This window comes from Cupriavidus sp. D39 (assembly GCF_026627925.1).
Classification (GTDB): Bacteria; Pseudomonadota; Gammaproteobacteria; order Burkholderiales; family Burkholderiaceae; genus Cupriavidus; species Cupriavidus ulmosensis.
In genome coordinates this window covers 2,885,390-2,910,517 of record NZ_JAPNLE010000009.1, presented here as the reverse complement: position 1 = coordinate 2,910,517, position 25,128 = coordinate 2,885,390, and the positions used below count along the sequence as shown (strand labels likewise).

21 protein-coding genes, 1 tRNA gene and 3 pseudogenes are annotated in these 25,128 nt (G+C 64.9%); 13 read left to right on the top strand and 12 right to left on the bottom strand.

Annotated features, from left to right (window positions below; all coding sequences use genetic code 11):
* Positions 1-74 precede the first annotated feature (74 nt).
* From ftsZ to lpxC, 3 genes are all read left to right on the top strand, one after another.
* On the top strand, positions 75-1,274 hold the full coding sequence (gene ftsZ, locus OMK73_RS25675) for a cell division protein FtsZ (RefSeq protein WP_267604510.1): 1,200 nt from the start codon (positions 75-77) through the stop codon (positions 1,272-1,274).
* Between the two features lie 501 nt (positions 1,275-1,775).
* A complete protein-coding gene (locus OMK73_RS25670; RefSeq protein ID WP_006162526.1) occupies positions 1,776-2,282 on the top strand; it encodes a peroxiredoxin in 507 nt (168 codons plus the stop codon).
* A 174-nt stretch (positions 2,283-2,456) separates the two neighbouring features.
* The gene (lpxC, locus tag OMK73_RS25665) at positions 2,457-3,374 is read left to right on the top strand and encodes a UDP-3-O-acyl-N-acetylglucosamine deacetylase (protein ID WP_267604509.1); all 918 of its coding nucleotides are present in this window, start codon (positions 2,457-2,459) and stop codon (positions 3,372-3,374) included.
* A gap of 100 nt (positions 3,375-3,474) precedes the next feature.
* Here lpxC and OMK73_RS25660 read toward each other — a convergent pair whose 3' ends face one another.
* Positions 3,475-3,987 (bottom strand): DciA family protein, encoded by a 513-nt coding sequence (locus OMK73_RS25660; protein WP_267604508.1) that lies wholly within the window; start codon positions 3,985-3,987, stop codon positions 3,475-3,477.
* Positions 3,988-4,083: 96 nt separating this feature from the next.
* On the opposite strand from OMK73_RS25660, the gene OMK73_RS25655 reads away from it, so the two are divergent.
* The 5 genes and pseudogenes from OMK73_RS25655 (at position 4,084) to OMK73_RS25635 (ending at position 10,883) form a co-directional block, all read left to right on the top strand.
* The gene (locus OMK73_RS25655) at positions 4,084-5,019 is read left to right on the top strand and encodes a M23 family metallopeptidase (protein ID WP_267604507.1); all 936 of its coding nucleotides are present in this window, start codon (positions 4,084-4,086) and stop codon (positions 5,017-5,019) included.
* 270 nt (positions 5,020-5,289) lie between these two features.
* A complete protein-coding gene (gene secA / locus OMK73_RS25650) occupies positions 5,290-8,073 on the top strand; it encodes a preprotein translocase subunit SecA (protein WP_267604506.1) in 2,784 nt (927 codons plus the stop codon).
* A gap of 149 nt (positions 8,074-8,222) precedes the next feature.
* A pseudogene (argJ, locus tag OMK73_RS25645) lies at positions 8,223-9,451 on the top strand (bifunctional glutamate N-acetyltransferase/amino-acid acetyltransferase ArgJ).
* Between the two features lie 92 nt (positions 9,452-9,543).
* Complete coding sequence (locus tag OMK73_RS25640) at positions 9,544-10,446, top strand: ATP-binding protein (protein ID WP_267604505.1); 903 nt, start codon at positions 9,544-9,546, stop codon at positions 10,444-10,446.
* Positions 10,443-10,883 (top strand): NUDIX domain-containing protein, encoded by a 441-nt coding sequence (locus OMK73_RS25635; RefSeq protein ID WP_267604504.1) that lies wholly within the window; start codon positions 10,443-10,445, stop codon positions 10,881-10,883. The genes OMK73_RS25640 and OMK73_RS25635 overlap by 4 nt, the downstream gene beginning before the upstream one ends.
* A gap of 30 nt (positions 10,884-10,913) precedes the next feature.
* On the opposite strand, the gene OMK73_RS25630 is transcribed toward OMK73_RS25635, so the two are convergent.
* The 8 genes and pseudogenes from OMK73_RS25630 to ispB all read right to left on the bottom strand — a co-directional run bounded on the left by OMK73_RS25630 (position 10,914) and on the right by ispB (position 18,167).
* Positions 10,914-11,099, bottom strand: coding sequence for a DNA gyrase inhibitor YacG (locus OMK73_RS25630; protein ID WP_267604503.1), 186 nt, complete (start codon positions 11,097-11,099; stop codon positions 10,914-10,916).
* 4 nt (positions 11,100-11,103) lie between these two features.
* Positions 11,104-11,862, bottom strand: coding sequence for a cell division protein ZapD (zapD, locus tag OMK73_RS25625; protein WP_267604502.1), 759 nt, complete (start codon positions 11,860-11,862; stop codon positions 11,104-11,106).
* 284 nt (positions 11,863-12,146) lie between these two features.
* The gene (gene coaE / locus OMK73_RS25620) at positions 12,147-12,758 is read right to left on the bottom strand and encodes a dephospho-CoA kinase (RefSeq protein WP_267604501.1); all 612 of its coding nucleotides are present in this window, start codon (positions 12,756-12,758) and stop codon (positions 12,147-12,149) included.
* 59 nt (positions 12,759-12,817) lie between these two features.
* On the bottom strand, positions 12,818-13,636 hold the full coding sequence (locus OMK73_RS25615) for a prepilin peptidase (protein ID WP_267606512.1): 819 nt from the start codon (positions 13,634-13,636) through the stop codon (positions 12,818-12,820).
* 105 nt (positions 13,637-13,741) lie between these two features.
* On the bottom strand, positions 13,742-15,007 hold the full coding sequence (locus tag OMK73_RS25610; RefSeq protein WP_267604500.1) for a type II secretion system F family protein: 1,266 nt from the start codon (positions 15,005-15,007) through the stop codon (positions 13,742-13,744).
* Positions 15,008-15,037: 30 nt separating this feature from the next.
* Positions 15,038-16,791 (bottom strand): annotated as a pseudogene (pilB, locus tag OMK73_RS25605) (type IV-A pilus assembly ATPase PilB).
* Between the two features lie 243 nt (positions 16,792-17,034).
* Positions 17,035-17,111 (bottom strand) — tRNA-Pro (locus OMK73_RS25600).
* 126 nt (positions 17,112-17,237) lie between these two features.
* On the bottom strand, positions 17,238-18,167 hold the full coding sequence (gene ispB / locus OMK73_RS25595) for an octaprenyl diphosphate synthase (RefSeq protein WP_267606511.1): 930 nt from the start codon (positions 18,165-18,167) through the stop codon (positions 17,238-17,240).
* 572 nt (positions 18,168-18,739) lie between these two features.
* Between ispB and rplU the strand changes: the two genes are divergently transcribed.
* Together rplU and rpmA are read left to right on the top strand one after the other, a co-directional pair.
* Positions 18,740-19,051, top strand: coding sequence for a 50S ribosomal protein L21 (rplU, locus tag OMK73_RS25590; protein WP_006162510.1), 312 nt, complete (start codon positions 18,740-18,742; stop codon positions 19,049-19,051).
* A 70-nt stretch (positions 19,052-19,121) separates the two neighbouring features.
* On the top strand, positions 19,122-19,382 hold the full coding sequence (gene rpmA, locus OMK73_RS25585; protein ID WP_006162509.1) for a 50S ribosomal protein L27: 261 nt from the start codon (positions 19,122-19,124) through the stop codon (positions 19,380-19,382).
* Here the strand turns inward: rpmA and OMK73_RS25580 are convergent, their stop codons facing one another.
* Positions 19,383-19,541, bottom strand: coding sequence for a hypothetical protein (locus tag OMK73_RS25580; protein WP_267604499.1), 159 nt, complete (start codon positions 19,539-19,541; stop codon positions 19,383-19,385).
* On the opposite strand from OMK73_RS25580, the gene obgE reads away from it, so the two are divergent.
* Positions 19,531-20,631 (top strand): GTPase ObgE, encoded by a 1,101-nt coding sequence (gene obgE / locus OMK73_RS25575; protein ID WP_267604498.1) that lies wholly within the window; start codon positions 19,531-19,533, stop codon positions 20,629-20,631. The two genes, OMK73_RS25580 and obgE, sit on opposite strands and share 11 nt — an antisense overlap.
* Before the next feature lie 44 nt (positions 20,632-20,675).
* Complete coding sequence (proB, locus tag OMK73_RS25570) at positions 20,676-21,794, top strand: glutamate 5-kinase (protein WP_267604497.1); 1,119 nt, start codon at positions 20,676-20,678, stop codon at positions 21,792-21,794.
* Positions 21,795-21,892: 98 nt separating this feature from the next.
* Here the strand turns inward: proB and OMK73_RS25565 are convergent, their stop codons facing one another.
* Together OMK73_RS25565 and OMK73_RS25560 are read right to left on the bottom strand one after the other, a co-directional pair.
* Positions 21,893-22,522: a CNP1-like family protein gene (locus OMK73_RS25565; RefSeq protein WP_267604496.1), complete on the bottom strand. Its 630-nt coding sequence runs from the start codon at positions 22,520-22,522 to the stop codon at positions 21,893-21,895.
* Positions 22,515-23,177: an RNA pyrophosphohydrolase gene (locus tag OMK73_RS25560; protein ID WP_043349734.1), complete on the bottom strand. Its 663-nt coding sequence runs from the start codon at positions 23,175-23,177 to the stop codon at positions 22,515-22,517. The genes OMK73_RS25565 and OMK73_RS25560 overlap by 8 nt, the downstream gene beginning before the upstream one ends.
* 186 nt (positions 23,178-23,363) lie before the next feature.
* Between OMK73_RS25560 and OMK73_RS25555 the strand changes: the two are divergent.
* A pseudogene (locus tag OMK73_RS25555) lies at positions 23,364-25,084 on the top strand (proline--tRNA ligase).
* The last annotated feature ends 44 nt before the right edge of the window (positions 25,085-25,128 follow it).

Genomic DNA, 25,128 nt, shown 5'->3' with positions numbered 1-25,128 from the left:
TTTCTTGTTCAGTAACCAAGGGTTGCGGCGGGGAGGCTGCAGCGTTTGGCGGCTGATTCTTCTTGGAGGCAGTGATGGACTTTGACATGATCGAAACGGAATTGCAGGACGGCACCATCATCAAGGTGATTGGCGTGGGCGGCGCGGGCGGCAACGCTGTGCAGCACATGATCAGCCGTGGCGTGCAAGGCGTCGAATTTATCTGCATGAACACCGATGCGCAGGCGCTCAAGCGCTCCAGCGCTTCGCGCGTGCTGCAGCTCGGCAACACCGGCCTGGGGGCCGGCGCCAAGCCGGAGGTCGGCCGCAACTGCGCAGATCAGGCGCGCGAGCAGATCGCCGACTCGCTGCGTGGCGCGCACATGGTCTTCATCACTGCCGGCATGGGCGGCGGCACCGGTACCGGCGCTGCCCCGGTCGTGGCCCAGGTTGCCAAGGAAATGGGCATCCTGACCGTGGGCGTGGTCAGCAAGCCCTTCGAGTTCGAAGGCGCGCGCCGCGCCAAGGTGGCGGAAGCCGGTTCCGGCGAGCTGGAGTCCTGCGTCGATTCGCTGATCGTCGTGCTCAACGAAAAGCTGTTCGAAGTGATGGGCGACGACGCCGAGATGGACAAGTGCTTCCAGTGCGCCGACGACGTGCTGCACAACGCGGTTGCCGGCATCGCCGAGATCATCAATGTCGATGGCCTGGTGAACGTCGACTTCGAAGACGTGAAGACGGTCATGGGCGAGCAGGGCAAGGCCATGATGGGCACGGCCACCGTGTCGGGCGTTGACCGCGCCCGCCTGGCTGCCGAGCAGGCTGTCGCCAGCCCGCTGCTGGAAGGCGTGGACCTGTCGGGCGCGCGCGGCGTGCTGGTCAACATCACCGCCAGCCGCTCGCTCAAGCTGTCGGAAACCAAGGAAGTCATGAACACCATCCGCAGCTACGCCGCGGAAGATGCCACCGTGATCTTCGGTACGGTGTATGACGACGCCATGGGCGACGCACTGCGCGTGACGGTGGTGGCGACGGGCCTGGGCCGTTCGGCCAAGAAGCAACAGCCGATGACCCTGCTCAAGACCGGTACCGACAACATGCCGGTGCAGATGATGGGCAACATGACCAACAACGTGGGCGCAAGCCACAGCAGCGCGCCGGACTACAGCAACCTGGACACGCCGGCGGTATGGCGCAGCTCGCGCGAGTCTGCATCCGCCCACGTGGCCGCGCTGCAGGAAAAGGGTGTGGATACGTACGACATCCCGGCCTTCCTGCGCAAGCAGGCGGACTGAGATGCCTTGGCAAGGTGCCGGCAAGGCCGGTTGCCATCAGGCCGTGACCCCGGACCAGCGAAACACGCAAGCGCTCCCTACGCTCGTGTTCCGCCCGGTGGTTTCGGACTGAGCGGCAGCCAGCCCGCCGCACTTTCGCTGACGCGCTCAGGCTGCATCCCGTCGCCAGGACAGGCGTGCCTCCGGCCGCCTCCCCGGACTGGTCTCCCGCCCCTCCCGGCCGGGATGTGCCGTCGTCCGCGCGTCGATCGCAAGATCGGCGCGCAGATTTATTTCAAGAACAGTGCGGCTCGCAGCAGGAAAGGCCGCCCTGAAGTGATGTAAGCATCGCGCATCCATCGTGCGCACATGGCGCGAGTCGACTGATGCTCCCCGCAGGAACCCGGGCGCCGCCTTGTCGGAGGATTCCGACGACGTAACGGGCGGTGAACCGCCTTGGGCACCCGCGGCGGGCGCACTATGATGCTAAACAGGGTTTTTACCGAGACAGGAAGACACAGCATGATCGCTATTGGAGCGCGTGTGCCGGACGCCACGCTGAACGAGTTCTTTGAGGTCGAAACCGGCGGCTGCGCCCTCGGGCCCAATTCCTTCTCGGCGGCGGAGCTCGCGCGTGGCCGCAAGATCGTGGTGTTCGGCCTGCCCGGCGCCTTTACGCCGACCTGCTCCGCCAAGCATGTGCCGGGTTTTGTCGCGCAGGCAGACGCGCTGCGCGCGGCCGGCGTGGACGAAATCTGGTGCGTATCGGTCAACGACGCCTTTGTCATGGGCGCCTGGGGCCGCGAGCAGAACACCGGCGGCCGTGTGCGCATGATGGCCGACGGCAGCGCCGAATGGACGCGCCGGCTGGGCCTGGAACAAGACCTTACCGCGCGCGGCATGGGCGTACGCTCCAAGCGCTACGCCATGGTGCTCGATGATGGCGTGGTGTCTCACCTGTGGCTTGAAGCGCCCGGCGAGTTCAAGGTCAGCAGTGCCGAAGCCGTGCTGGCTGCGTTGCGCGCGTAATACGGGAATGTGTCAGCACACGCCACATAAGTGACTTTTGATTCATTTATAGTGATTTATTTCTTCTGTGCTAACACACCGAAACAAAGTGACGCAGCGCAGCAAACGAAGCAATGGTAAAATCGCTATATTAGAAAGTGTACTTGATAGATTTTAATAATAGCTGAGACTGTCATGCTCAAACAGCGCACCATCAAATCCCTGGTCAAGACCGTTGGCATTGGTTTGCACTCGGGCCGTAAAGTGACGCTGACGCTGCGCCCGGCCCCGGTGGATACCGGCATCGTATTCACCCGCGTCGACCTGCCAGAAGCGGTCGAGATCCCCGCGAGCGCGTCAGCCATCGGCGACACGCGCCTGGCGTCGGTCCTGCAGAAGGATGGCGCGCGCGTCTCGACCGTGGAGCATTTGATGTCCGCCTGCGCGGGCCTTGGCATCGACAACCTGTATGTGGATGTCGACGCCGAAGAAATCCCCATCATGGATGGTAGCGCCGCGTCTTTCGTCTTCCTGCTGCAATCGGCCGAGATCGAGCAGCAATCGGCACCCAAGCGATTCATCCGCGTGAAGAAAGCCGTGGAAGTGCGTGAAGGCGACAAGCTGGCGCGACTGGAGCCCTTCTTTGGCTTCAAGCTGGCTTTCACCATCGATTTCCGCCATCCCGCGGTCGACAAGACCGGCCAGACCTTCGCCATCGATTTCGCCGACACCAGCTATGTGCGCGAAATCGCCCGCGCCCGCACCTTCGGCTTTGCCCATGAAGTGGAGGCCTTGCGCGAGATGGGCCTGGCCCGCGGCGGCAGCCTGGACAACGCGATCGTGCTCGACGAGCACCGCATGCTGAACAACGAAGAACTGCGCTACGGCGACGAGTTCGTGCGCCACAAGATCCTGGATGCGATCGGTGACCTGTACGTGGTCGGGCATCCGCTGATTGGCGCGTATATCGCCAACAAATCAGGGCACGGGCTCAACAACCAGCTGTTGCGGGCGTTGCTGGCCGATCAGGAAGCCTACGAGATGGTGACGTTCGACCGCGTCGAGGATGCGCCGCCGGCTTTCCTGCCGCAGTTGGTGCCGGCGTTTGCCTAACGCCTGTAACGCCTGGCAGGAGTCGGGGCCAGTCTTCCGGCCTTGCATGAAGAGCCGACCTCAGGGCCGGCTTTTTACGCCCGGCGGCTGCCTGGCAGCCTTACCGATGGTGCGACAACAGCGTATTCAACGCATCCCGCAGCGGCGAATCCGGCAAGCCCTTCGCCAACTCGTCCAGGCTGGACAGCCCCGTCGCGGACATCCGCGCCACCTTGGGCTTCACCACCGGCCCGGTGTCCCAATCGCTCTGCCGCCCGACCTCCGGTTGTACCCTCACCCGGATTGCGGTAATCTGCGACCCCCGCTGTTGCAGTCTCGAAAGTAGCGTTGGAACCACCTGCCGAACTCGTGCCGCTGCGGCCCCATGGGCTGCAAGCAACAGTAAAGTTCGCTCCGACTGGCCTTGCCCGATGCCGCGGGCGTCTTGCTTGACGCCGGCAACAGCGATGCCATCCTGCAGTCCGCGTGGCAGGAGCGACAGCACCTCAGCCTCCAGTGCCGCCAGTTCCCGTGCCGTCTGCATCAGGGCCGAGACCGGGCCAGCCTTGTCGAGCCAGTCGTTAAGCGGCTTGGCGGCGGGCGTCTGGAGGGCGTAATGGGTAAACATGCGCATGCGCGCATTCTAGCGTGCCGTTCGCGTCAGTGCGGCGGCTTATGCGCCGCGGCTGCCTGGCCGGCGCCGCGGCCAGGCATGAGAAGGAGTTGCGCCTTGCAGATCATCGTGCTTCACCCCCGCCTGCCGCGTGTTCGCCATTTCACCCTGTCGCGGGGCAAGGTCTTTGCCGCCGTCGTGCTGCTGTGCCTGGTCGTTGCGCTGGTGTCGTCGGCCCTGACCTGGATCGTGGCGCGCTCGGGCATCACAGCGCCGGCCCGCGCGCCGGGCGACGACGCTTACCTGCGGGCCAACCTCAATGTGCTTGCAGCGCGCGTGGGCGAGATCCAGGCCCGGATGGTGCGGCTGGATGCGCTGGGCGAGCGGGTCTCGGGGCTGGCCGGCATCGCGCCCAAGGAATTCAACTTCCAGCAGCCGCCCGGGCGGGGCGGCCTGGCCGCGTCCGCGCAGTCGCGCACGTCGAGCCTGCCAGAACTGCAGCTTGCGCTGGCGCGCCTGTCGGACCAGGCCGAGCAGCACGCGGACTATTTCGACGTGGTGGCGAGCACGTTGCTGGATCGCCAGAGCGAGAGTCGCCGTGTCCCGCGCGTGCTGCCGGTGGCGAGCGGCTACGACGCATCCGGCTTTGGCTGGCGCTTCGACCCCTTCACCGGGCGCCGCACCCCGCATGACGGAGTGGATTTTTCGGCACCCGCAGGTACCCCGATCGTGGCGGCGGCCGGCGGCGTGGTGGTCGCGGCGCAATGGCATCCCGAGTACGGCAACCTGATCGACATCGATCACGGCAACGGCCTCAAGACCCGCTATGCGCACGCCTCCAAGCTGCAGGTGAAGGCCGGCGACCTGGTCAAGCCTGGCCAGCAGATCGCCCTGGTAGGCTCCACCGGGCGCGCCACCGGCGCGCACCTGCATTTCGAGGTGCATGTGGACGGCGTGCCGCAAAACCCGAATCGCTTCCTGGCCATCGCCAAGCCTGCGCCAGCCCAGGTTGCGCAGGCGCCGGTACCCACCGAACGCAATCTCATCCGTTGAAGAACCAGGGCGCCGCCCCGATGTCGGAAGCATTGGATGCGCGGGTTGTGTCCGGGCCGTCAAGTGGTGGGGGACGCGCGGTGTGGTTTGCACAGCGTTTCGCCTGCCGCTAGGTTCCGGTCGTGACCCGCGCGCGTGATAAACTCGGCGTTTTGCGCCAATCTTCCTATTTCCTCGCGCGGTCCGCCCTGGGCAGCCGGCCAAGCCGGCGGCTAGGCCGCCCTAGTGCGTACCACGGCGGCGTACCACTCGCGTAGGTGAAAGCAATCGATGATCACGGGCCTTCTCAAGAAAGTCTTCGGCAGCCGTAATGAACGGCTGATCAAACAATATGGCAGGACCGTCGCGCAGATCAATGCGCTGGAACCGAAGTTCGAGGCACTTTCGGATGACGACCTGCGCGGCATGACCGAGATTTTCCGGCAGCGCCACGCCGCCGGGGAGTCGCTCGAGGCGTTGCTGCCCGAGGCCTTCGCGGTGTGCCGCGAGGCCAGCAAGCGGATCATGAAGATGCGCCACTTCGACGTCCAGCTGATCGGCGGCATGGTGCTCAACGACAACAAGATCGCTGAAATGCGCACCGGCGAGGGCAAGACCCTTACCGCGACGCTGCCGGTGTACCTCAATGCCATCACCGGCCGCGGCGTGCACGTTGTCACGGTCAACGACTACCTGGCCCAGCGTGACGCCGAGTGGATGGGGCGCCTGTACAACTTCCTCGGCCTGTCGGTCGGCGTGAACCTGTCGCAGATGCCGCATGACCAGAAGGCAGCGGCCTATGCGTCCGACATCACGTACGGCACCAACAACGAGTTCGGCTTCGACTACCTGCGCGACAACATGGTCTACGACCCTGGCCAGCGCGTGCAGCGTCCCCTGAACTACGCCATCGTCGACGAGGTGGACTCGATCCTGATCGACGAAGCGCGCACCCCGCTGATCATCTCGGGCCAGGCGGAGAACCAGACCGACCTGTACCAGCGCATGAACGGCGTGCCCAAGCTGCTCGTGCGCCAGATCGGCGAGGAAAAGGCCGACGGCACGGGCGTCGAGAAGCCGGGCGACTACTTCGTCGACGAAAAGGGCCATCAGGTCTACCTGACCGAGGCTGGTCACGAGAAGGCGGAAGAGATCCTGGCGCAGCAAGGCCTGATCGGCGAGGGCGAATCGCTCTACGCGCCGCAGAACATCACGCTGATGCATCACCTCTACGCCGCGCTGCGCGCGCAGAGCCTGTTCCATCGCGACCAGCACTATGTGGTGCAGAACGACGAAGTCGTCATCGTCGACGAGTTCACCGGCCGCCTGATGACCGGACGGCGCTGGTCCGACGGCCTGCACCAGGCAGTGGAAGCCAAGGAAGGCGTGACGGTCCAGCAGGAAAACCAGACGCTGGCAACGATCACGTTCCAGAACTACTTCCGCATGTACGAGAAGCTGTCCGGCATGACCGGCACGGCCGATACGGAAGCCTACGAGTTCCAGGAGATCTACGGCCTGGAAGTGGTGGTCATCCCCACCAACCGTGGCGCCCAGCGCAAGGACTTCCAGGACCAGATCTACAAGACCTCGAACGAACGCTACGATGCCGTGGTGCGCGATATCCGCGATTGCTACGAGCGCAGCCAGCCCGTGCTGGTGGGCACCACCTCGATCGAGACCTCGGAATACCTGTCCGGCCTGCTCGGCAAGGCCCAGTTGCCGCACCAGGTGCTCAACGCCAAGCAGCACGCGCGCGAAGCCGAGATCGTGGCGCAGGCCGGCCGCCCCAAGATGATCACCATCGCTACCAACATGGCGGGCCGGGGCACCGACATCGTGCTGGGTGGCAACGTGGAGAAGCAGGCTGGCTTCATCGAAGCCGACGAGAGCCTCTCCGAGGCCGACAAGGCCGCGCGCATCGCCCATCTGGAAGGCGAGTGGCAGTCGCTGCACGAGCAGGTCAAGGCCGCCGGCGGCCTGCATATCGTGGGCACCGAGCGCCATGAGTCGCGCCGTATCGACAACCAGCTGCGCGGCCGCGCCGGCCGCCAGGGCGACCCGGGCTCGTCCCGCTTCTACCTGTCGCTGGACGACCAGTTGCTGCGCATCTTTGCCGGCGACCGCGTGCGCGCCATCATGGAACGCCTGAAGATGCCGGAAGGCGAGCCGATCGAAGCGGGCATCGTCACGCGCTCGATCGAATCCGCCCAGCGCAAGGTGGAAGGCCGCAACTTCGATATCCGCAAGCAACTGCTGCAGTACGACGACGTTGCCAACGACCAGCGCAAGGAAATCTACAAGCTGCGCAACGAAGTGCTCGAGTCGAACGACGTTGGCGAGATGGTGAAGAACCTGCGCCAGAGCGTGTTGGTCGAGATGTTCCGCGACCACGTGCCGGCCGACACCATGGAAGAGCAGTGGGACATCAAGGGCCTGGAGACCAAGCTGCGCGAGGAATGGTCCCTGGAAGTGCCGCTGGCCGCGACCATCGAGGCTGCCCAGAGCATCGAGGACGAGGTGCTGTTGGACAAGATCATGCGCGCGGCCGACGAGCGTTACGACGCCAAGGTCAACCAGGTCGGCCGCGAATCCTTTGCCGGCTTCGAGCGCTCGGTGATGCTGCAAAGCATCGACACGCACTGGCGTGAACACTTGGCAGCGCTGGATCACCTGCGCCAGGGCATCCATCTGCGCGGCTATGCGCAGAAGGATCCCAAGCAGGAATACAAGCGCGAGTCGTTCGAGCTGTTCGCCCGCCTGCTGGACGTGATCAAGGTGGAAGTCACGCGCGTGATCTTCAACGTGCAGATCCAGTCGCCGGAAGAACTCGAGCAAGCTTCGGAGCAGATCGAGGAAGGCCTGTCGCACCTCGCCAACGTGCAGTACAAGCATGATGAGTTCGAGGAGGCCACCCAGGGTGCGGAAAGCGTGGGCAGCACCGCGCCCGAGCGCGCCGGCATCGCCTACGCCGCCGCGGCCGAGGCCGCGGGCATGGCCAAGGTGGGGCGCAACGATCCCTGCCCATGCGGCTCCGGCAAGAAGTTCAAGCAGTGCCACGGCAAGCTCAGCTAAGCCGCGCACCGTGAAGTCAGCAAACATGCCCGCGCAAGCGGGCATGTTCGTCAGGGGCGGTGCATTACGTTGCATCAAGTGGAACCCGCGGCCCCTGGCATGAGCAAAACGAGCAAAACCAGCAACGTCGAACGCATAGAGGATCGCACATGGCCGTCAACCTGCCCCTGCCGCTGGCAGAAAACCTGAAACCCGTCGCCGGCGTCGAGCTTGGCTGGGCCGAAGCGGGTGTCCGCAAGGCCAACCGCAAGGACGTGCTGGTGGTGCGCCTTGCCCAAGGCAGCACCGTGGCGGGCGTGTTCACCCGCAACCGCTTCTGCGCCGCGCCGGTGCAGGTCTGCCGCGAGCACCTGGCCGCGGGCAAGGGCATCCGCGCGATCGTGGTCAACACCGGCAACGCCAACGCCGGCACCGGCGAGCCGGGCCTGGCCAATGCGCGCGCCACCTGCGATGCGCTGGCCGCGCAGCTCGGCATTGCACCTGAGCAAGTCCTGCCGTTCTCGACCGGCGTGATCCTCGAGCCGCTGCCGGTGGACCGCATCACCGCCGCGCTGCCCGCCGCCATCGCCAATGCCAGGCCCGACAACTGGCTGGCCGCGGCGGAGTCGATCATGACCACCGACACCCAGCCCAAGGCCGCCTCGCGCACCGTGCTGATCGGCGGCAAGACCGTGACGCTGTCCGGCATCAGCAAGGGCGCGGGCATGATCCGCCCCAATATGGCGACCATGCTCGGCTTTGTCGCCACCGATGCCACCGTGTCGCAGGATGTGCTGCAAGCACTGGTGTCGTTTGCCGCGGACCGGTCCTTCAACAGCATCACCATCGACGGCGATACCTCCACCAATGACTCCTTTGTGCTGATCGCGAGCGGCCAGGCCGGCGCGCCGGCCATCGAGCGTGCCGAGGGGCGGATTTCGAGGCGCTGCGCGCCGCGCTGACCGACCTGTCGCAGGAACTCGCGCAGATGATCGTGCGCGATGGCGAAGGCGCCACCAAGCTGATGACCATCCAGGTCGAGGGCGGCAAGGACGTGGCCGAATGCCGCCTGATCGCCTATGCGGTGGCGCATTCGCCGCTGGTCAAGACCGCCTTCTACGCCTCGGACCCCAACCTGGGCCGCATCCTGGCCGCGGTGGGCTATGCCGGTGTGGACGATCTCGAAGTGGAGAGTGTCAATCTGTGGCTGGACGATGTCCTGGTCGCGCGCGACGGCGGCCGCAACCCCGAGTATCGTGAGGAAGACGGCCAGCGCGTGATGAAGCAGGCGGAAATCACCGTGCGCATCGCGCTCGGCCGTGGCGACGCCACCGCCACGGTCTGGACCTGCGACCTGTCGCACGACTACGTTTCGATCAACGCGGACTATCGCTCGTAAGCACCATCGCGTTTGTGCCGCTCCCGCCAGCGCGGGCGCGGCACGCCATCCGCCCGCATTCCTGCCAACGATCCGCCTTCGCCCAAGCCGCCATGTCAGACCTTGCTGCCCGCCTCGATAGTTTCCTCGCCCGCCTTGAACAATGGTTGCCTCCCCAGCTGACCGATGCTGACTGGGAGCAGGCCGTCGCATTCCGCTGGCGCAAGCGGCAGAGCCTGTTCGGCAACATCGGCTACCTGCAGGCGATCCGCCAGTTGCCGCCGATCCATCTCGACGACCTGAAGAACATCGAGCGGCAGAAGGACGCCATCGTCGCCAATACGCGCCAGTTCGTGCAGCACCTGCCGGCCAACAACGTGTTGCTGACGGGCGCGCGCGGCACCGGCAAGTCCTCGCTGATCAAGGCCTGCCTCAATGCTTTCGTCAAGGATGGCCTGCGGCTGGTGGAAGTGGACAAGGATGACCTGGGCGACCTCGGCGATATCGTCGAACAGCTGTCGGGGCGTCCCGAGCGCTTTGCCATCTTCTGCGACGACCTGTCGTTCGAAGAGGGCGAGTCGGGCTACAAGTCGCTGAAGTCGGCGCTGGACGGCTCGGTGGCCGCGCAGTCGGACAATGTGCTGATCTACGCCACCTCCAACCGCCGCCATTTGCTGCCCGAGTACATGAAGGACAACGAGACCTACCGCCATACCGACGATGGCGAGATCCATCCCGGCGAAGTGGTGGAGGAAAAGATATCGCTGTCCGAGCGCTTCGGGCTGTGGCTGTCGTTCTATCCGCCCAAGCAGGACGAGTACCTGACCATCGTCGGCCACTGGCTCGGGCACTTTGGCTGCAGCACCGAAGACATTGCCGCCGCGCGCGGTGATGCGCTGGTGTGGGCGCTGGAGCGCGGCTCACGCTCGGGCCGGGTGGCGTGGCAGTTCGCCCGTGACTGGGGCGGCAAGCATGGCAAGCCGTTCGTTGCCTCGGCGCAGGACGGCCAGGCATGAGCGAGGCATCGCAAGTGGCCGACGCAGCGGCGCCGGCGCGCAAGGTGACCGAGGTTGCCGTCGGCGTGCTGGTGCAGCCCGACGGGCGCTTCCTGCTGGCCCAGCGGCCGGCGGGCAAGCCTTACGAAGGCTACTGGGAATTCCCGGGCGGCAAGCTGGAGCCGGGTGAATCAGTGGAACAAGCGCTGGCGCGCGAGCTGCACGAGGAGCTCGGCATCGAGGTGGGCGCGAGCGTGCGCTGGCACGTGCTGGAGCATGACTACCCGCATGCCTACGTGCGCCTGCATTTCTGCAAGGTCACGGCGTGGACGGGCGAGCTGGTCGGCCGCGAGGGGCAGGCCTTCTCGTGGCAATCGGCGCCGGTGGACGTGGGCCCCTTGCTGCCCGCAACGATCCCCGTGGTGGACTGGCTGGCTGCCGAGAGCGGCGCCGCCTGAACCGTCGGGGCCGCAACGGCCCCGCGGTGCTTAATCCTCGTCTTCCTCGTCCGGCGAGGGTTCCTCGCCGGGTTTGCCGCCGATCACGTATTTCTCGGACGCCCACGCGCCCAGGTCGATCTGCTTGCAGCGATTCGAGCAGAAGGGACGGAATTTATTCTCGGGTACCCAGGCCACGTCCGTGCCGCAGGTGGGGCATTTGACTACGGTTGTCATTGCTTCAGAAATTGCAGAGCTTGAGCAGGAAGGGGATGTCGGCGTCGACCGAACGGGGACGCAAGTCGCCATCCTGCTGCGTGAAACGGACCCACAGCATGTACTTGTTGGCGCTCATCTCGGGGATGAAGGCCAGCAGCGATTCGTCCAGCAGCACCTGCATCAGCTGGTAGCTGCGCCCGGACAGCATCTGCTGGTAGCTGCCACCGGTGGCGATGACCTTGCCGCTCTGGCCGGACTCGCGCAAGAGGCGCAACACGGTGTTGGTGCCAAAGCGCAGCGGCACCAGCGGGCGCGCCCACTTGAGTATGTCCGCGCGTCGCTCTTCGGGGGGACGGTGCTGCCACGCGTAATAGGCCGGCAGGTCGAACTCGCAGGTGCCGCCCGGGATAATGGCGCGGCTGCGGATACTGGTGAGCCACTCATTGTCGGTCAGCAGCTGGCCGGCCTTGCCAACCAACTGGTTGAGCTGGGCGATCGCTTGCTCGATCTCGCTGATGACGCTATCCAGCGCGCCCTGGTCGATCTGCGGATTGGCGCGCAGCGCGGCAAGCGCCTGGCGCTGGCGTTCCAGTTCCTTGAGCAGGTCGGTCTTCAGGTCAGCGCGGCCGGCGACGTCGATGATCTCGAACAGCGTCGTCAACGCCACGTGATGCTGCAGGGCGTGATCCTGGCCGAGAAAATAATCCAGCCGATCGAACAGGTCTTCCAGGCGCAGGAGAGTCCTGATGCGTTCGTTAAAAGGATATTCGTACAGAATCAATGGGTGTATCCGTGCAACAGGGCGGGTTGGCGGGTGGGCAATCTGACCCGGGCGGCATTGCCGGAGCGGTGAGGCTTCCGGTGCATCCGGGGCTGCGCGATGTGAATCGGCCTGGGCCCTCGATATCGGCAGTATGCGGCCATTTCCCGCGTGATTCCAGCGCATTCTATGCGAGACCGCCAATCAGGACAATGAAGCAGCCGACTTGAGGTGCCGCATGCAGCACCGCACAAGGATGATGCCGGATGCTGCCAGCCACTCTGCCTATGGCTCCCCATGGCTGCCTAGGCGCCGGCCAGGCTGCGGTACAGCTGGTCGAGCCGATCCACTTGCGCGGGCAGGGCTTCCGGCGGGCCTTCGTTGTCGACCACATCGTCGGCGGCGGCCAGGCGTTCGCTGCGCTTGGCCTGCCTGGCCATGATGGCCTCGACCTGGCCCTGGGAAAAGCCGTTGCGCGCCATGACCCGGGAAACCTGCGTGGCCTCGCTGCAATCCACCACCAGCACCCGGTCCACCCGCGCTCGCCATGATCCCGATTCGACCAGCAGCGGAACCACGTAGATCAGGTAGCGGTGCAGCCCGGAGGCACGGACCGCGGCCGCGCGCGCCTCGGTCAGCTGGCGGATCAGGGGGTGGGTGATGCCCTCCAGCCGGGCCTTGGCCGCCGGGTCCGAGAACACCAGTTCGCGCATGGCATTGCGGTCCATGGCGCCGTCTGCGCGCAGGCAGGCGGGGCCAAAGGCTTCCAGCAGGGCAGGGATGGCCAGCCCGCCCGGCGCGGTGATCTCGTGCGCGAGCAGGTCGGTATCGATCAGGGCGGCGCCGCGCGCGGCGAACAGGTCCGCCACGCGGGTCTTGCCGGAGCCGATGCCTCCGGTCAGTCCGATTTGCAGCATGTAGGTCTCGAAGCTTGCGATGGGTTTGACAAGGCCGCCTTCAGGCAGCCGGCGCCCGTTCAGCCAGCAATGATGCCCAGCGGCAGCACATTGGGCCCAAAGAACAGCACAAGCAGCCCGGCTCCGGCGATATAGGGGCCGAAGGCGAAGTGCGTATCGCGATCCTGACGGCGCAGCGCGATATTGGCAAGCGCGAATACCAGCCCCACCACGGAGGAGAGCAGCACCAGCGCGGGCAGGGCCTGCCAGCCGAACCAGGCGCCCAGCGCGCCCATCAGCTTGAAGTCGCCATAGCCCATGCCTTCCTTGCCCCGCACCAGCTTGAAGATCCAGTACACCGTCCACAGCAGCAGGTAGCCGGCGGCAGCGCCGATCACGGCATCGGCTAGCGGGGCGAACAGCCCGCCGAGATTGAGCAGCAGGCCCAGCCACACCAGCGGCAGCGTGATCTGGTCTGGCAGCAGCTGCGTGTCCGCGTCGATCAGGGTGAGGGCGATCAGGGCCCAGATCAGGGCGATGGCCGCGAGAGCCTGCCAGGTAGGGCCGAAGTGCGCCGCGGCCAGCGCGGTGAGCAGCGCGGTGCCCGCTTCCACCAGCGGATAGCGCGCACCGATGGGCGCGGCGCACGACGAGCAGCGCCCGCGCAGGAACAGGTAGCTCAGTACCGGGATATTCTCCAGCGCGCCGATGGCGTGTCCGCAGTGCGGGCAGGCCGAGCGCGGCACCATCAGGTTGTAGGGCTCGGGGTGGGGGAGCGGGTCGTCGCGCAGCGACGCGATGTAGTTGGCTTCATCATGCTCCATCATGCGCGGCAGGCGGTGCACCACCACGTTGAGGAAGCTGCCGACCAGCAAGCCGATCAGCGCGGCGGCGGCCATCAGGAACCAGGGCGGCAGCGCCGCCAGCTCGGCAATGGTCTGCGCGGGGGCAGCCAGTGAAGAAATCGCGCCACTGGCGCCGTCCGCGGAAAACAGCCACATGCCTTACACCACCTGTCCCAGTTTGAAGATCGGAAGATACATCGCCACCACCATGCCGCCAATCAGCACGCCCAGCACCACGATGATCAGCGGCTCGATCAGGCTGGAGATGGCGGCAACAGCGTCATCGACCTCGCGCTCGTAGAACTCCGCCACCTTCAGCAGCATGTTGTCCAGCGCGCCGGACTCCTCGCCGATCTGCGTCATCTGCAGCACCATGCTGTCGAACACATGGGTGGCCTGCATGGCGTTGGTCAGGCTGGTACCGATGCGCACCGATTGCTCGATCTCCTTGGTGGCGTCGTAGTACACCCAGTTGCCGGCGGCGCCGGCGACCGAATCCATCGACTCCACCAGCGGCGTGCCGGCGGCGAACATGGTGGCAAGCGTGCGGGTCCAGCGGGCGATCACCGCCTTGCGGAACAGCGAGCCGAAGATCGGCAGCCTGAGCAGCAGGCGGTCGCTGGCGCGCTGGACCTTCTCAGAGCGTTTGAGCCCGCGTATATACATCGTGATGGCGATGGCCGGCGCGCCGATGATCAGGTACCAGTGATCGACGAAGAAGTCCGACATGGCAATCACGACCAGGGTCGGCGCCGGCAGGTTGGCGCCGAAGCTGGAGAACACGCCCTTGAACGCCGGGATCACGAAGATCATCAGGATCACCGTCACCGCGAAGGCCACGGTCAGCACGGCGATCGGGTAGATCATGGCCGACTTGATCTGGCTCTTCAGCGCGATGGTCTTTTCCATGTAGAGCGACAAGCGCTCCAGCAGGGCGTCCAGGATACCGCCCTGCTCGCCGGCGTCGATCAGGTTGCAGTAGAGCGTGTCGAAGTAGCGCGGATGGCGGCGGAAGGCCTGCGCCATGCTGCTGCCGGATTCGATGTCGAAGCGGATCTCGGACAGCAGCTGGGTGAAGTTGGGGTTGGCATGCCCGCGCGCGATGATGTCGATCGATTGCAGCAGCGGGATGCCCGCCTTGAGCATGGTCGAGAGCTGGCGCGTGAAGTACGCGATGTCCTTCTGGGTGATCTTTTTCCCGCGCGCGGCCCGCCGCTTTTTCAGCTTGACGACCGTCAGCCCCTGCTTTCGCAGCGTGGCATTGACCTCGGCCTGGCTCTCGGCGCGCAGCTCGCCCGAGAACGCCTTGCCCTTGCGGTCCTTGCCTTCCCACTCGAAGAGGTACTGCGTGGGCGCTTTACGCCCTGGTTTCCCCTTGGGCGCAGCCGCCTTGCGAGCGGCGGCGGCTGGTGCGCGTGTCGCCATGATTGACCCCTAATGACATCTCTTGTTGTTTTACATATTTGTTGTAGCCAGCACTTCTTCGAGCGAGGTGAGACCCTGCTTCACCTTGGCCAAGCCAGCTTCGCGCAACGATAGCACGCCATCTTTACGCGCTTGTTCGGCGATTTCCAGCGCCGTGCCATGCGCGAGGATGATCTGTTGCATCGGCTCGGTGATCGGCATCACCTGGTAGATGCCGCAGCGGCCCTTGTAGCCGCTGCCGTTGCAGCGCTCGCACCCGACCGGGTGGTAAGGCTGCCAGCTGCCGTCGAGATCCTGGTCCTGGAAGCCGGCGTCGGCCAGCACCTCGCGCGCCAGCTCTCCGGGCCGCTTGCAGGTGCATAGCCGCCGCGCCAGCCGCTGCGCGGTGATCATCAGCACGCTGGACGCGATATTGAAGGGCGCGACACCCATGTTCATCAGGCGCGTGAGCGTGGTCGGCGCGTCGTTGGTATGCAGCGTCGAGAACACCAGGTGGCCCGTCTGGGCCGCCTTGATGGAAATGTCGGCGGTCTCCAGGTCGCGGATTTCGCCGACCATGATGATGTCGGGATCCTGGCGCAGGAAGGAGCGCAGCGCGGCGGAGAAAGTCAGGCCGGCTTTTTCGTTGACGTTGACCTGGTTGATGCCGGGCAACTGGATTTCCGCCGGATCCTCGGCGGTCGAGATATTGATGTCGCCCTGGTTCAGCCGGTTCAGGAAGGTGTACAGCGACACCGTCTTGCCGCTGCCGGTGGGGCCGGTCACCAGCACCATGCCGTAGGGGCGCTTGATCACGTCCAGCAGCAGCGCCTTTTGCGCCGGCTCGTAGCCGAGCTGGTCGATGTCGAGCTTGTCGGACGACGACTCCAGGATCCGGATCACGATCTTCTCGCCGAACAGCGTCGGCAGCGTGGAGACGCGGAAGTCGATCGCCTTCTCCACGGTTTCCTTCGGCTCCTTGCTGTCTTTGCCGTCCTTGTCGCCGCCTTTTTCCTTGGGCAGCGCAATCAGCAGCTTCATGCGGCCGTCTTGCGGCACGCGCTTTTCCGAGATGTCCAGGCGCGACAGCACCTTGATCCGGGTGGAGATCTTGTCGCGGATATCCACCGGCGGCCGTGCCACTTCCTGCAGCACGCCATCGACCCGGAAGCGGATGCGGTAGAAGGTCTCGAACGGCTCGAAGTGGAGATCGGAGGCGCCGCGATGGAAGGCTTCGGTCAGCAGCTTGTGCAGGAAGCGAACCACCGGTGCGTCGTCGATGTCGGCCGCGGTCTTGTTGCGCAGCGCGCCGGCGGACGCCACCGGGTCGTAGTCGATCAGCTTGTGCTCGACGTGCCCCGGGCCGATCGACTTGATCGTGCCGCCGCTGTCGTCGGAAGCCGAGCGCACGTATTGCATCAGCTTGTCGTGCTCGACCACGACGGGTTCCACCGGCAGGTTGTATTTCTGCTTGATGGCATCGAGCCCGGCCTGGTTGCCCGGGTCGGACAATGCCAGCACCAGGCGGTTCTCGCGCCGGCCCAGCGGCAGCAGGCGGTGCGCGTGGAACTCGCGATTGCCCGCCAGCGCCGGCGGCACCTTGTTGAGGTTGTACTGATTCAGATCGATCAGCGGCAGCTGATATTTATCAGCCGCGAAGATCGCCACATCATGTGCAGTCATGGTGCCGCTGGCAATGATCTCGTCGATCAGCTGCGACTTTTTTCTCGTGCCGACTGTTCAAGCTGGGCGAGCAGGGCCGGCGCGATACGCCGGCTCTGTGCAAGAGCTAGACCAAGTGTCATGGCAAAAAACGATTGGCCGCAAGCGGCCGAGGACCCCGAATCGGGGCAGTTTGCCGCCGGGGTCACTTTTTGTAAAGGCGAGACGGAAAGGGTGTTGGCGTTTGCGCGACACGGGCGCAACCCTACTTGCGCGGGGGGATGCGCAAGGGGTGGGAATCAGGATCGGCGAGCCGGGTGCGCCAATGAAAAAAGGCCGCACATTGCTGTGCGGCCTTTTTTGTACGGTCTTGTCGACCGTGAAACTGGTCGGGGTGAGAGGATTCGAACCTCCGGCCTCTACGTCCCGAACGTAGCGCTCTACCAGGCTAAGCTACACCCCGTTTGTTTTTCTCTGCGCTGCCTGCCTAATTACTAGCTGCTTAATTACTGCTGCAGCGCGAAAGCACACAAGTGTAGCAGCCTTTTTTGCGGAATGGAAGAGGACACCCCCACGAGGCGCTTTGGCATCAGGACTGCCGTTGCAGCGAGAACGCGCACAGGTCGATCAGCGTTTGCTTCAATGGGGAGTCGGGGAACTGCTGGGCGGCTTTTTCCGCGGCTTCGGCTTCGCGCTGGGCAGCCTGGAAGGTGACCTCGAGCGCGCCGCATGCGTGGATTGCGGTGAACACCGCATCGAAATGCTCGGTGCCACCTTGCACGATGGCTTCGCGGGCCAGCGTGCGTTGTTCCGCGGTGCCGTGCTCGAGCAGGTGCAGCAGCGGCAGGGTGGGCTTGCCTTCACGCAGGTCGTCGCCGGCATTCTTGCCCATCTGCTCGGCGCTGGCGGTGTAGTCCAGCATGTCGTCGATCAGCTGGAACGCCGTGCCGATGCGCCGTCCGTATTCCGCGGCGGCTTCTTCAGTGGCCGCGTCCGCGCCGGCCAGCACGGCGCCGAGCTGGGCCGAGGCTTCGAAGAGCTTGGCGGTCTTGTAGCGGATCACCTGCAGGTAGCGCTCCACCGTGACGTCGGGGTCGTGCATGTTCAGCAGCTGCAGCACCTCGCCTTCGGCAATCACATTGGTGGCATTGGAGAGGATCTCCATGATGCGCATGCTGCCGGCGTCCACCATCATCTGGAAGGCACGGGAATAGAGGAAATCGCCTACCAGCACGCTGGCGGCGTTGCCGAAGACCGCATTGGCGGTCTGGCGGCCGCGGCGCAGCTCCGACTCGTCGACGACGTCGTCGTGCAGCAGCGTGGCGGTGTGGATGAACTCGACCACGGCGGCCAGTTCGTGGTGCCGGTTGCCGTCGTAACCGAAGGCCCGCGCGGACAGCAGCAGGATCACCGGGCGCAGGCGCTTGCCGCCCGCACTGATGATGTACTCGCCGATCTGCTCGATCAGGGGCACCTCCGAGGCGAGGCGCTGGCGGATAACCGAATCAACGGCGCGCATGTCGGCAGCGACCGGGGCAAGCAAGGCAGTGGCGGAAGACTGGGACAAGATGTTCACCGTTACGCAAAACCCGCCGATTATAAGCCATGCGGGTGTATGTATGTCCCCTGAACGGGGGTGCGACAAGGCGCGCAGTCGCGCTGCGCGTAAAGCGGGGGCGGCGATCCCGGGGACCTATAATGCCGCCATGACCCAGCCACATTCCTCCTCGCCCCGCAAGCTGCGGCGAACCGCATTGTGGGCAGCTTTCGCCGCCCTGGCCGGTTTCCTGCTCGCGGACCTGATCTGACCAGAACGGGCGGGGAAGTGCTTCAGGCGGCGCCACGCGACGCCGGACAGGCTATGTGTCTGTTTTCTTTGTACTTTTCCCGGCTTTGGTATAGAATCGTGGGTTTCCTCCGGCCGCTTTGTGTTGTCTGCAGATGCGCTGGTGGGAGATAACCGGGCCAATTGGGCCGTCCGGCTTGTCTGTTTTCCTTGCCTTTTGCTGATTGGAGCAGCGGGATGAAACGGACGCAAGGGCGCGCCGGCGTTGGCTTTCGGCGTTTTATTTCACATCGAGAGGTTCGACAATGTACGCGGTCGTAAAAACCGGCGGCAAGCAATATAAGGTTGCTGCTGGCGAAAAACTTAAAGTAGAACAGATACCGGCAGACATTGGCGCAGAAATCACGCTCGACCAGGTGCTCGCAGTGGGCGCAGGCGACCAACTCAAGTTTGGTACGCCACTGGTTAGCGGGGCTTCCGTCAAGGCTACCGTTATCTCCCAAGGTCGTCACGATAAGGTGAAGATCTTCAAGATGCGCCGTCGCAAGCACTATCAAAAGCGTCAAGGCCATCGTCAAAATTACACCGAGCTGCGCATCGAAGAGATCATTGGCTGAGCCAGTGCTCAGTCATCGTCGACATCGAATTCAAGCGTAACTAGGTAAAGTAAAGCGACAGGAGTTAGTCATGGCACAGAAAAAGGGCGGCGGTTCCACACGGAACGGCCGCGATTCCGAATCGAAGCGTCTGGGCGTCAAGGTGTTTGGTGGTCAAGCCATCAACGCCGGCAGCATCATCGTGCGTCAGCGCGGTACCCGCGTGCACCCGGGCGATAACGTTGGCATTGGCAAGGATCACACCCTCTTTGCTCTCGTCGACGGCCACGTGCAGTTCGCCGTCAAGGGCGCTGCCAAGAAGCAGCAGGTCAGCGTCGTTCCGGCAGTCTGATCACAGCCTTTGCAGCATGAAGGCCCCGCAGTACTTGCGGGGCTTTTTCTTTCTGGCGACAATGTCATTGTCGCCATTCGCCGCGCCCGCGGCCCTGCCATCCCGGCCGGGCGCGCGCTTTGCGGTCGCTACACCACGGAAGGTCATCATGAAGTTCATCGACGAAGCCAGAATTGAAGTCATCGCCGGCAACGGCGGCAATGGCAGCGCATCGATGCGGCGCGAGAAATTTGTGCCCTTCGGTGGCCCCGACGGTGGCGACGGCGGTAGCGGTGGCAGCGTCTTCGCGGTGGCCGACCGCAACATCAACACGCTCATCGACTTCCGCTACGCCAAGAAGCACGTGGCGCGCAACGGCGAGAATGGCCGGGGCGCCGATTGCTATGGCGCGGGCGGCGAAGATGTGAACCTGCGCATGCCGGTCGGCACGCAGATCCTGGACATGGATTCCGGCGAACTGATCGCCGACCTGACCGAGCATGGCCAGACCGTTTGCCTGGCCGAGGGTGGCCTGGGCGGCTGGGGCAACCTGCACTTCAAGTCCAGCACCAACCGCGCGCCCCGCCAGCAGGTGGACGGCAAGCCGGGTGAGCGCCGCATGATCAAGCTGGAGCTGAAGGTGCTGGCCGACGTGGGCCTGCTGGGCATGCCGAACGCCGGCAAGTCGACCTTTATCTCGCACATCTCCAATGCGCGCCCGAAGGTGGCCGACTATCCCTTCACCACGCTGCATCCCAACCTGGGCGTGGTGCGGGTCGATCACGAGCAGTCCTTCGTGGTGGCCGACATCCCCGGCCTGATCGAGGGCGCGGCGGAAGGCGCCGGGCTGGGCCATCAGTTCCTGCGCCACTTGCAGCGCACGGGGCTGTTGCTGCACATCGTCGACCTGGCGCCGTTCGACGAAGCCGTGGATCCGGTGGCCGAGGCCCGCGCCATCGTCAACGAGCTGAAGAAGTACGATGAAAGCCTGTACGAAAAGCCGCGCTGGCTGGTGCTCAACAAGCTGGACGTGGTGCCCGAGGAAGAGCGCGATGCGCGCGTCAAGGACTTCGTCAAGCGCTACAAGTGGAAGGGCCCGGTGTTCCGCATCTCCGCCCTGACCGGCGAAGGCTGCCGCGAACTGATCTACGCGATCAAGGACCACCTGGCCGCGATCAAGGCCGAGGAAGTCGCCGCACTGGCCGAGCCGGACATCCGCCTGGATGACCGCCTGCACAACGTCGACCAGTCCGGCGGCGAGCAGGACTAACTACAAAAACAAAACAGCAGTACCCAGCAGACAGGATTCCCACCATGCAATCGGTCATCGCCCAGGCAAAACGTATCGTCGTCAAGGTTGGGTCCAGCCTGGTGACCAACGACGGCAAGGGCCTCGATCACGAGGCCATCGCCCGTTGGGCGGCACAGATCGCCAAGCTGCGCATGGCCGGCAAGGAAGTCGTGCTGGTCAGCTCCGGCGCCATCGCCGAAGGCATGCAGCGGCTGGGCTGGGTCAGGCGCCCCAAGGAAATCCATGAACTGCAGGCCGCCGCGGCAGTGGGCCAGATGGGTCTCGCCCAGGTCTACGAAAGCCAGTTTGGCCGCTATGGCATCCGCACCGCCCAGGTGTTGCTGACCCACGCCGACCTGGCCGACCGCGAGCGCTACCTCAATGCGCGCTCGACCCTGCTGACGCTGCTGTCGCTGGGCGTCGTGCCCATCATCAACGAGAACGACACCGTGGTCACCGACGAAATCAAGTTCGGCGACAACGACACCTTGGGCGCGCTCGTCACCAACCTGATCGAAGGCGATGCGCTGGTGATCCTGACCGACCAGCGCGGCCTCTATACCGCCGACCCTCGCAGCAACCCGCAGGCCGAGTTCGTGGACGAGGCGCTGGCCGGCGCGGTAGAGCTCGAGGCCATGGCCGGCGGCGCCGGCACGTCGATTGGCCGCGGCGGCATGCTGACCAAGATCCTGGCCGCCAAGCGCGCCGCCAAGTCGGGCGCGCATACCGTGATCGCTTCCGGGCGCGAAGCCAATGTGCTGGAGCGGCTCGCCGGTGGCGAAGGCATCGGCACGCAACTGCTAGCCCCAACAGGCCGGCTGACCGCGCGCAAGCAATGGATGGCCGACCACCTGCAATTGCGCGGGCGGGTGGTGATCGATGCCGGCGCGGTGGACAAGCTGACCAGCGGCGGCAAGTCGCTGCTGCCGATCGGCGTGGTGGAAGTGCAGGGCGAGTTCGCGCGTGGCGAGGTCATTGCCTGCATCGACGCGGCAGGCCATGAGGTGGCGCGCGGCATCACCAACTACTCCAGTTCGGAAGCCAAGCTGATCGCGCGCAAGCCTTCGTCCGAGATCGAGCGGGTGCTTGGCCACCAGAACGAGCACGAGTTGATCCACCGGGACAACCTGGTACTGGTCTGAGCGGACTGAGTGTTCCGAGGTACCACGCAAAAAAGCCCGCGATCGCTCGCGGGCTTTTTTGCATGGAGCGGCGCCATACTACTGCGCCGTTGCTGCCATCAACGTGCGATCGCGCTCTTGCGCGGTGCTTCGCCACGCAGATCCTTGACGATGTCCTGCGCCTTGCCGGCCGCGGAGCGGCCTTCGCACAGGAAATCCTTGGCCAGCGTCGCGCCATAGTTATTGCGCGCGATACCGGCCAGCTGGACCCAGCCACTGCGGTCATCGGTGCGGTTGCGTACCCACTCGGTCGCGCCCCTGGGCAGGGTGGCGTACATCTTGCGCTCGAAGGTGTCGCAGCGCACGGCTTCAAAGCTCACGTTGCGCATGCCGCCGGCACCGGTGATGACCACCGTATAACGCACCGCGCCGTCCGCACCCACGGCCACCGACTTGCCGTCGACGGCGAAGGTAAAGTTGCCGGCGGGGCTGACTTCGAACGGGATCAGGTCCGCGTCCCGCGGCAGCGCTGGCAACGGAGTCTCCACTTCCCTGAATTCCTTCGCGGCGAACGGGTCGAGGATGCTGAACTCCTTTTTCGGCGTGTAATCCTCGGACTCGTCGGGCATCGGCAGGTGTTGCGGCTTGGACGTGCTGCTGCAGCCTGCCAGGCCAAGGCAAAGGGTTGCCGCCAGCAAGCAGGCGGCGGGCAGGCTCGGGCGCAAGCCGCGGCCGGCAAGATCAATCATCGGTACTCCGTTCTGTGGACGCCGGCTGGGCCGGCGAAATTGGGCCCGGATCGTGGGCCAGGTCCTGATGCACCAGGTCCGGAACGCTGTCGGGATGCTCGTCCAGCCCCGCGCGAGCATAACCTGCGCGCACCGAACCATGCCGGCCATGGGTGCCGTAGGGGCTCAGCGGCGCGCGGGTATTGCGCTGCAGGAAGCGGGACAGCTCGGTCAGCGCAAGCTGATAGACATCGCGCTTGAACTCGATGACGGCGTCCAGCGGGACCCAGTAATGGCTCCAGCGCCAGGCATCGAACTCCGGGTGGTCGGTGGCGCGCAGGCGGATGTCGCAATCGCGGCCCGCCATGCGCAACAGGAACCAAATCTGCTTCTGTCCCCTGTAATGGCCGCGGATTTCGCGGCGGATGAACTTGTCCGGCACCTCATAACGCAGCCAGTCGCGTGTGCGACCGACAATCCTGACATGCTCGGGCAGCAGACCGACTTCTTCATGTAGCTCGCGGTACATCGCCTGCTCCGGCGTTTCGCCGTATTTGATGCCGCCTTGCGGAAACTGCCACGAATGTTCGCCTATGCGCTTGCCCCAGAACACCTCGTTCCGTGCGTTGATGAGGATGATGCCGACGTTCGGGCGAAAGCCTTCACGATCGAGCATGACTGCACCTCGAATCCTTTAGAATTAGGTTGATTATAAAGGAAGCGCGTAATGGGGCTTTGTGCAACGGGGTGCTGGTTTTCCCCGAGCAAAAAGCGCTGCATAATGCACGCGCGCACCACGGATTCGCGCCATCTCGCCCACGGAACCTGCCAGGGCGGGCATGGCCTCACGAGAAAGTAACGGATGAAAGCCTCGCAATTCTTCATTTCCACCCAAAAGGAAGCCCCTTCCGACGCGGAGATCGTGTCGCACAAGTTGATGATGCGAGCCGGCATGATCAAGAAGCTCGGCGCTGGCATCTATAGCTACATGCCGGTCGGCCTGCGGGTGATCCGCAAGGTGGAAGCCATCGTGCGCGAGGAAATGAACCGCGCCGGCGCGGTCGAGCTGTCGATGCCGGTGATCCAGCCTGCCGAGCTGTGGCAGGAAACCGGCCGCTGGGACAAGATGGGCCCCGAGCTGCTGCGCCTGAAGGACCGCCACGAGCGCGACTTTGCCGTCCAGCCTACCTCCGAAGAGGTGGTGACGGACATCGCCCGCAGCGAAATCCGCAGCTACAAGCAGCTGCCGATCAACTTCTACCAGATCCAGACCAAGTTCCGCGACGAGCGCCGGCCGCGCTTCGGCATCATGCGCGGACGCGAGTTCACCATGAAGGATGCCTACTCCTTCGACCGTGACACTGCTGGCCTGAAGGTGTCCTACGACAAGATGTTCGACGCCTACGTGCGCATCTTCCAGCGCTTCGGCCTGGAATTCCGTGCCGTGGCGGCCGACAACGGCGCCATCGGCGGCTCCGGCTCGCATGAGTTCCACGTGATCGCCGAGACTGGCGAAGACGCCATCGTCTACTGCCCCGACTCGGACTACGCCGCCAACATGGAAGCGGCCGAGGCCCTGCCGCTGCTGGCCCAGCGCGCCGCGCCGGCTGAAGCCATGGTCAACACGCCCACGCCGGGCAAGGCCAAGTGCGAGCACGTGGCCGAGCTGCTTGGGATCCCGCTGGCACGCACGGTCAAGTCGATCGTGCTGGCCACCGAAGGCGAGGCCGGCACGCAGATCTGGCTGCTGCTGCTGCGCGGCGACCATGAGCTCAACGAGGTCAAGGCGTCCAAGGTGGCCGGCCTGGCCGAGTTCCGCTTCGCGACCGAGTCCGAGATCGCCGAGACCTTCGGCACGCCCCGGGCTACCTGGGCCCCATCGGCGCCAAGAAGCCTGTCAACGTGGTGGCGGACCGCACGGTCGCCAACATGAGCGACTTCGTTTGCGGCGCCAACGAGCGCGACTACCACCTGACCGGCGTGAACTGGGGCCGCGACCTGCCCGAGCCCGTGGTGGCGGACCTGCGCAACGTGGTGGAAGGCGACGTTTCACCGGACGGCAAGGGCACGCTCGCGATCTGCCGCGGCATCGAAGTCGGCCATGTGTTCATGCTCGGCACGCGCTATTCGGAATCGATGGGCGCCACCTTCCTGGACGAGAACGGCAAGACCCAGCCCATGCAGATGGGTTGCTACGGCATTGGCGTGACCCGTATCCTGGGGGCCGCCATCGAGCAGAACTTCGACGAGCGCGGCATTATCTGGCCCGCATCGATCGCCCCGTTCGCGGTGGTGGTATGCCCGGTTGGCTACGACCGCTCCGAGGCCGTCAAGGTCGAGGCCGACCGTATCCATGCCGAGCTGCTGGCAGCCGGCGTCGACGTGATCCTGGACAACCGCGGCGAGCGCCCCGGCGCCATGTTTGCCGACTGGGAGCTGATCGGCGTGCCGCACCGCGTGGTGGTGGGCGACCGTGGCCTGAAGGAAGGCCGCGTGGAGTACCAGGGACGGCGCGACGCCGAAGCCACCCAGCTGCCGGTCGCCGACGTGGTTGCCCACGTGCGCGGGCTGTTGTCCGCCTGAGCGCCATGCGCCTACTGCACCCGCTGCGCTTGCCTGACCTGAGC

What these genes read in the sequence shown, in the direction of transcription:
- OMK73_RS25635 (WP_267604504.1), top strand. Translation starts at nt 10,443, where the DNA reads ATGAGCGAGGCATCGCAAGTGGCCGACGCAGCGGCGCCGGCGCGCAAG.
- rplU (WP_006162510.1), top strand. Translation starts at nt 18,740, where the DNA reads ATGTACGCGGTCGTAAAAACCGGCGGCAAGCAATATAAGGTTGCTGCT.
- OMK73_RS25660 (WP_267604508.1), bottom strand. Translation starts at nt 3,987, where the DNA reads ATGCGCATGTTTACCCATTACGCCCTCCAGACGCCCGCCGCCAAGCCG.
- OMK73_RS25640 (WP_267604505.1), top strand. Translation starts at nt 9,544, where the DNA reads ATGTCAGACCTTGCTGCCCGCCTCGATAGTTTCCTCGCCCGCCTTGAA.
- OMK73_RS25630 (WP_267604503.1), bottom strand. Translation starts at nt 11,099, where the DNA reads ATGACAACCGTAGTCAAATGCCCCACCTGCGGCACGGACGTGGCCTGG.
- proB (WP_267604497.1), top strand. Translation starts at nt 20,676, where the DNA reads ATGCAATCGGTCATCGCCCAGGCAAAACGTATCGTCGTCAAGGTTGGG.
- ispB (WP_267606511.1), bottom strand. Translation starts at nt 18,167, where the DNA reads ATGCGCGCCGTTGATTCGGTTATCCGCCAGCGCCTCGCCTCGGAGGTG.
- OMK73_RS25560 (WP_043349734.1), bottom strand. Translation starts at nt 23,177, where the DNA reads ATGCTCGATCGTGAAGGCTTTCGCCCGAACGTCGGCATCATCCTCATC.
- ftsZ (WP_267604510.1), top strand. Translation starts at nt 75, where the DNA reads ATGGACTTTGACATGATCGAAACGGAATTGCAGGACGGCACCATCATC.
- rpmA (WP_006162509.1), top strand. Translation starts at nt 19,122, where the DNA reads ATGGCACAGAAAAAGGGCGGCGGTTCCACACGGAACGGCCGCGATTCC.
- OMK73_RS25580 (WP_267604499.1), bottom strand. Translation starts at nt 19,541, where the DNA reads ATGAACTTCATGATGACCTTCCGTGGTGTAGCGACCGCAAAGCGCGCG.
- lpxC (WP_267604509.1), top strand. Translation starts at nt 2,457, where the DNA reads ATGCTCAAACAGCGCACCATCAAATCCCTGGTCAAGACCGTTGGCATT.
- OMK73_RS25565 (WP_267604496.1), bottom strand. Translation starts at nt 22,522, where the DNA reads ATGATTGATCTTGCCGGCCGCGGCTTGCGCCCGAGCCTGCCCGCCGCC.
- OMK73_RS25610 (WP_267604500.1), bottom strand. Translation starts at nt 15,007, where the DNA reads ATGGCGACACGCGCACCAGCCGCCGCCGCTCGCAAGGCGGCTGCGCCC.
- OMK73_RS25670 (WP_006162526.1), top strand. Translation starts at nt 1,776, where the DNA reads ATGATCGCTATTGGAGCGCGTGTGCCGGACGCCACGCTGAACGAGTTC.
- secA (WP_267604506.1), top strand. Translation starts at nt 5,290, where the DNA reads ATGATCACGGGCCTTCTCAAGAAAGTCTTCGGCAGCCGTAATGAACGG.
- OMK73_RS25615 (WP_267606512.1), bottom strand. Translation starts at nt 13,636, where the DNA reads ATGGCCGCCGCCGCGCTGATCGGCTTGCTGGTCGGCAGCTTCCTCAAC.
- obgE (WP_267604498.1), top strand. Translation starts at nt 19,531, where the DNA reads ATGAAGTTCATCGACGAAGCCAGAATTGAAGTCATCGCCGGCAACGGC.
- coaE (WP_267604501.1), bottom strand. Translation starts at nt 12,758, where the DNA reads ATGCTGCAAATCGGACTGACCGGAGGCATCGGCTCCGGCAAGACCCGC.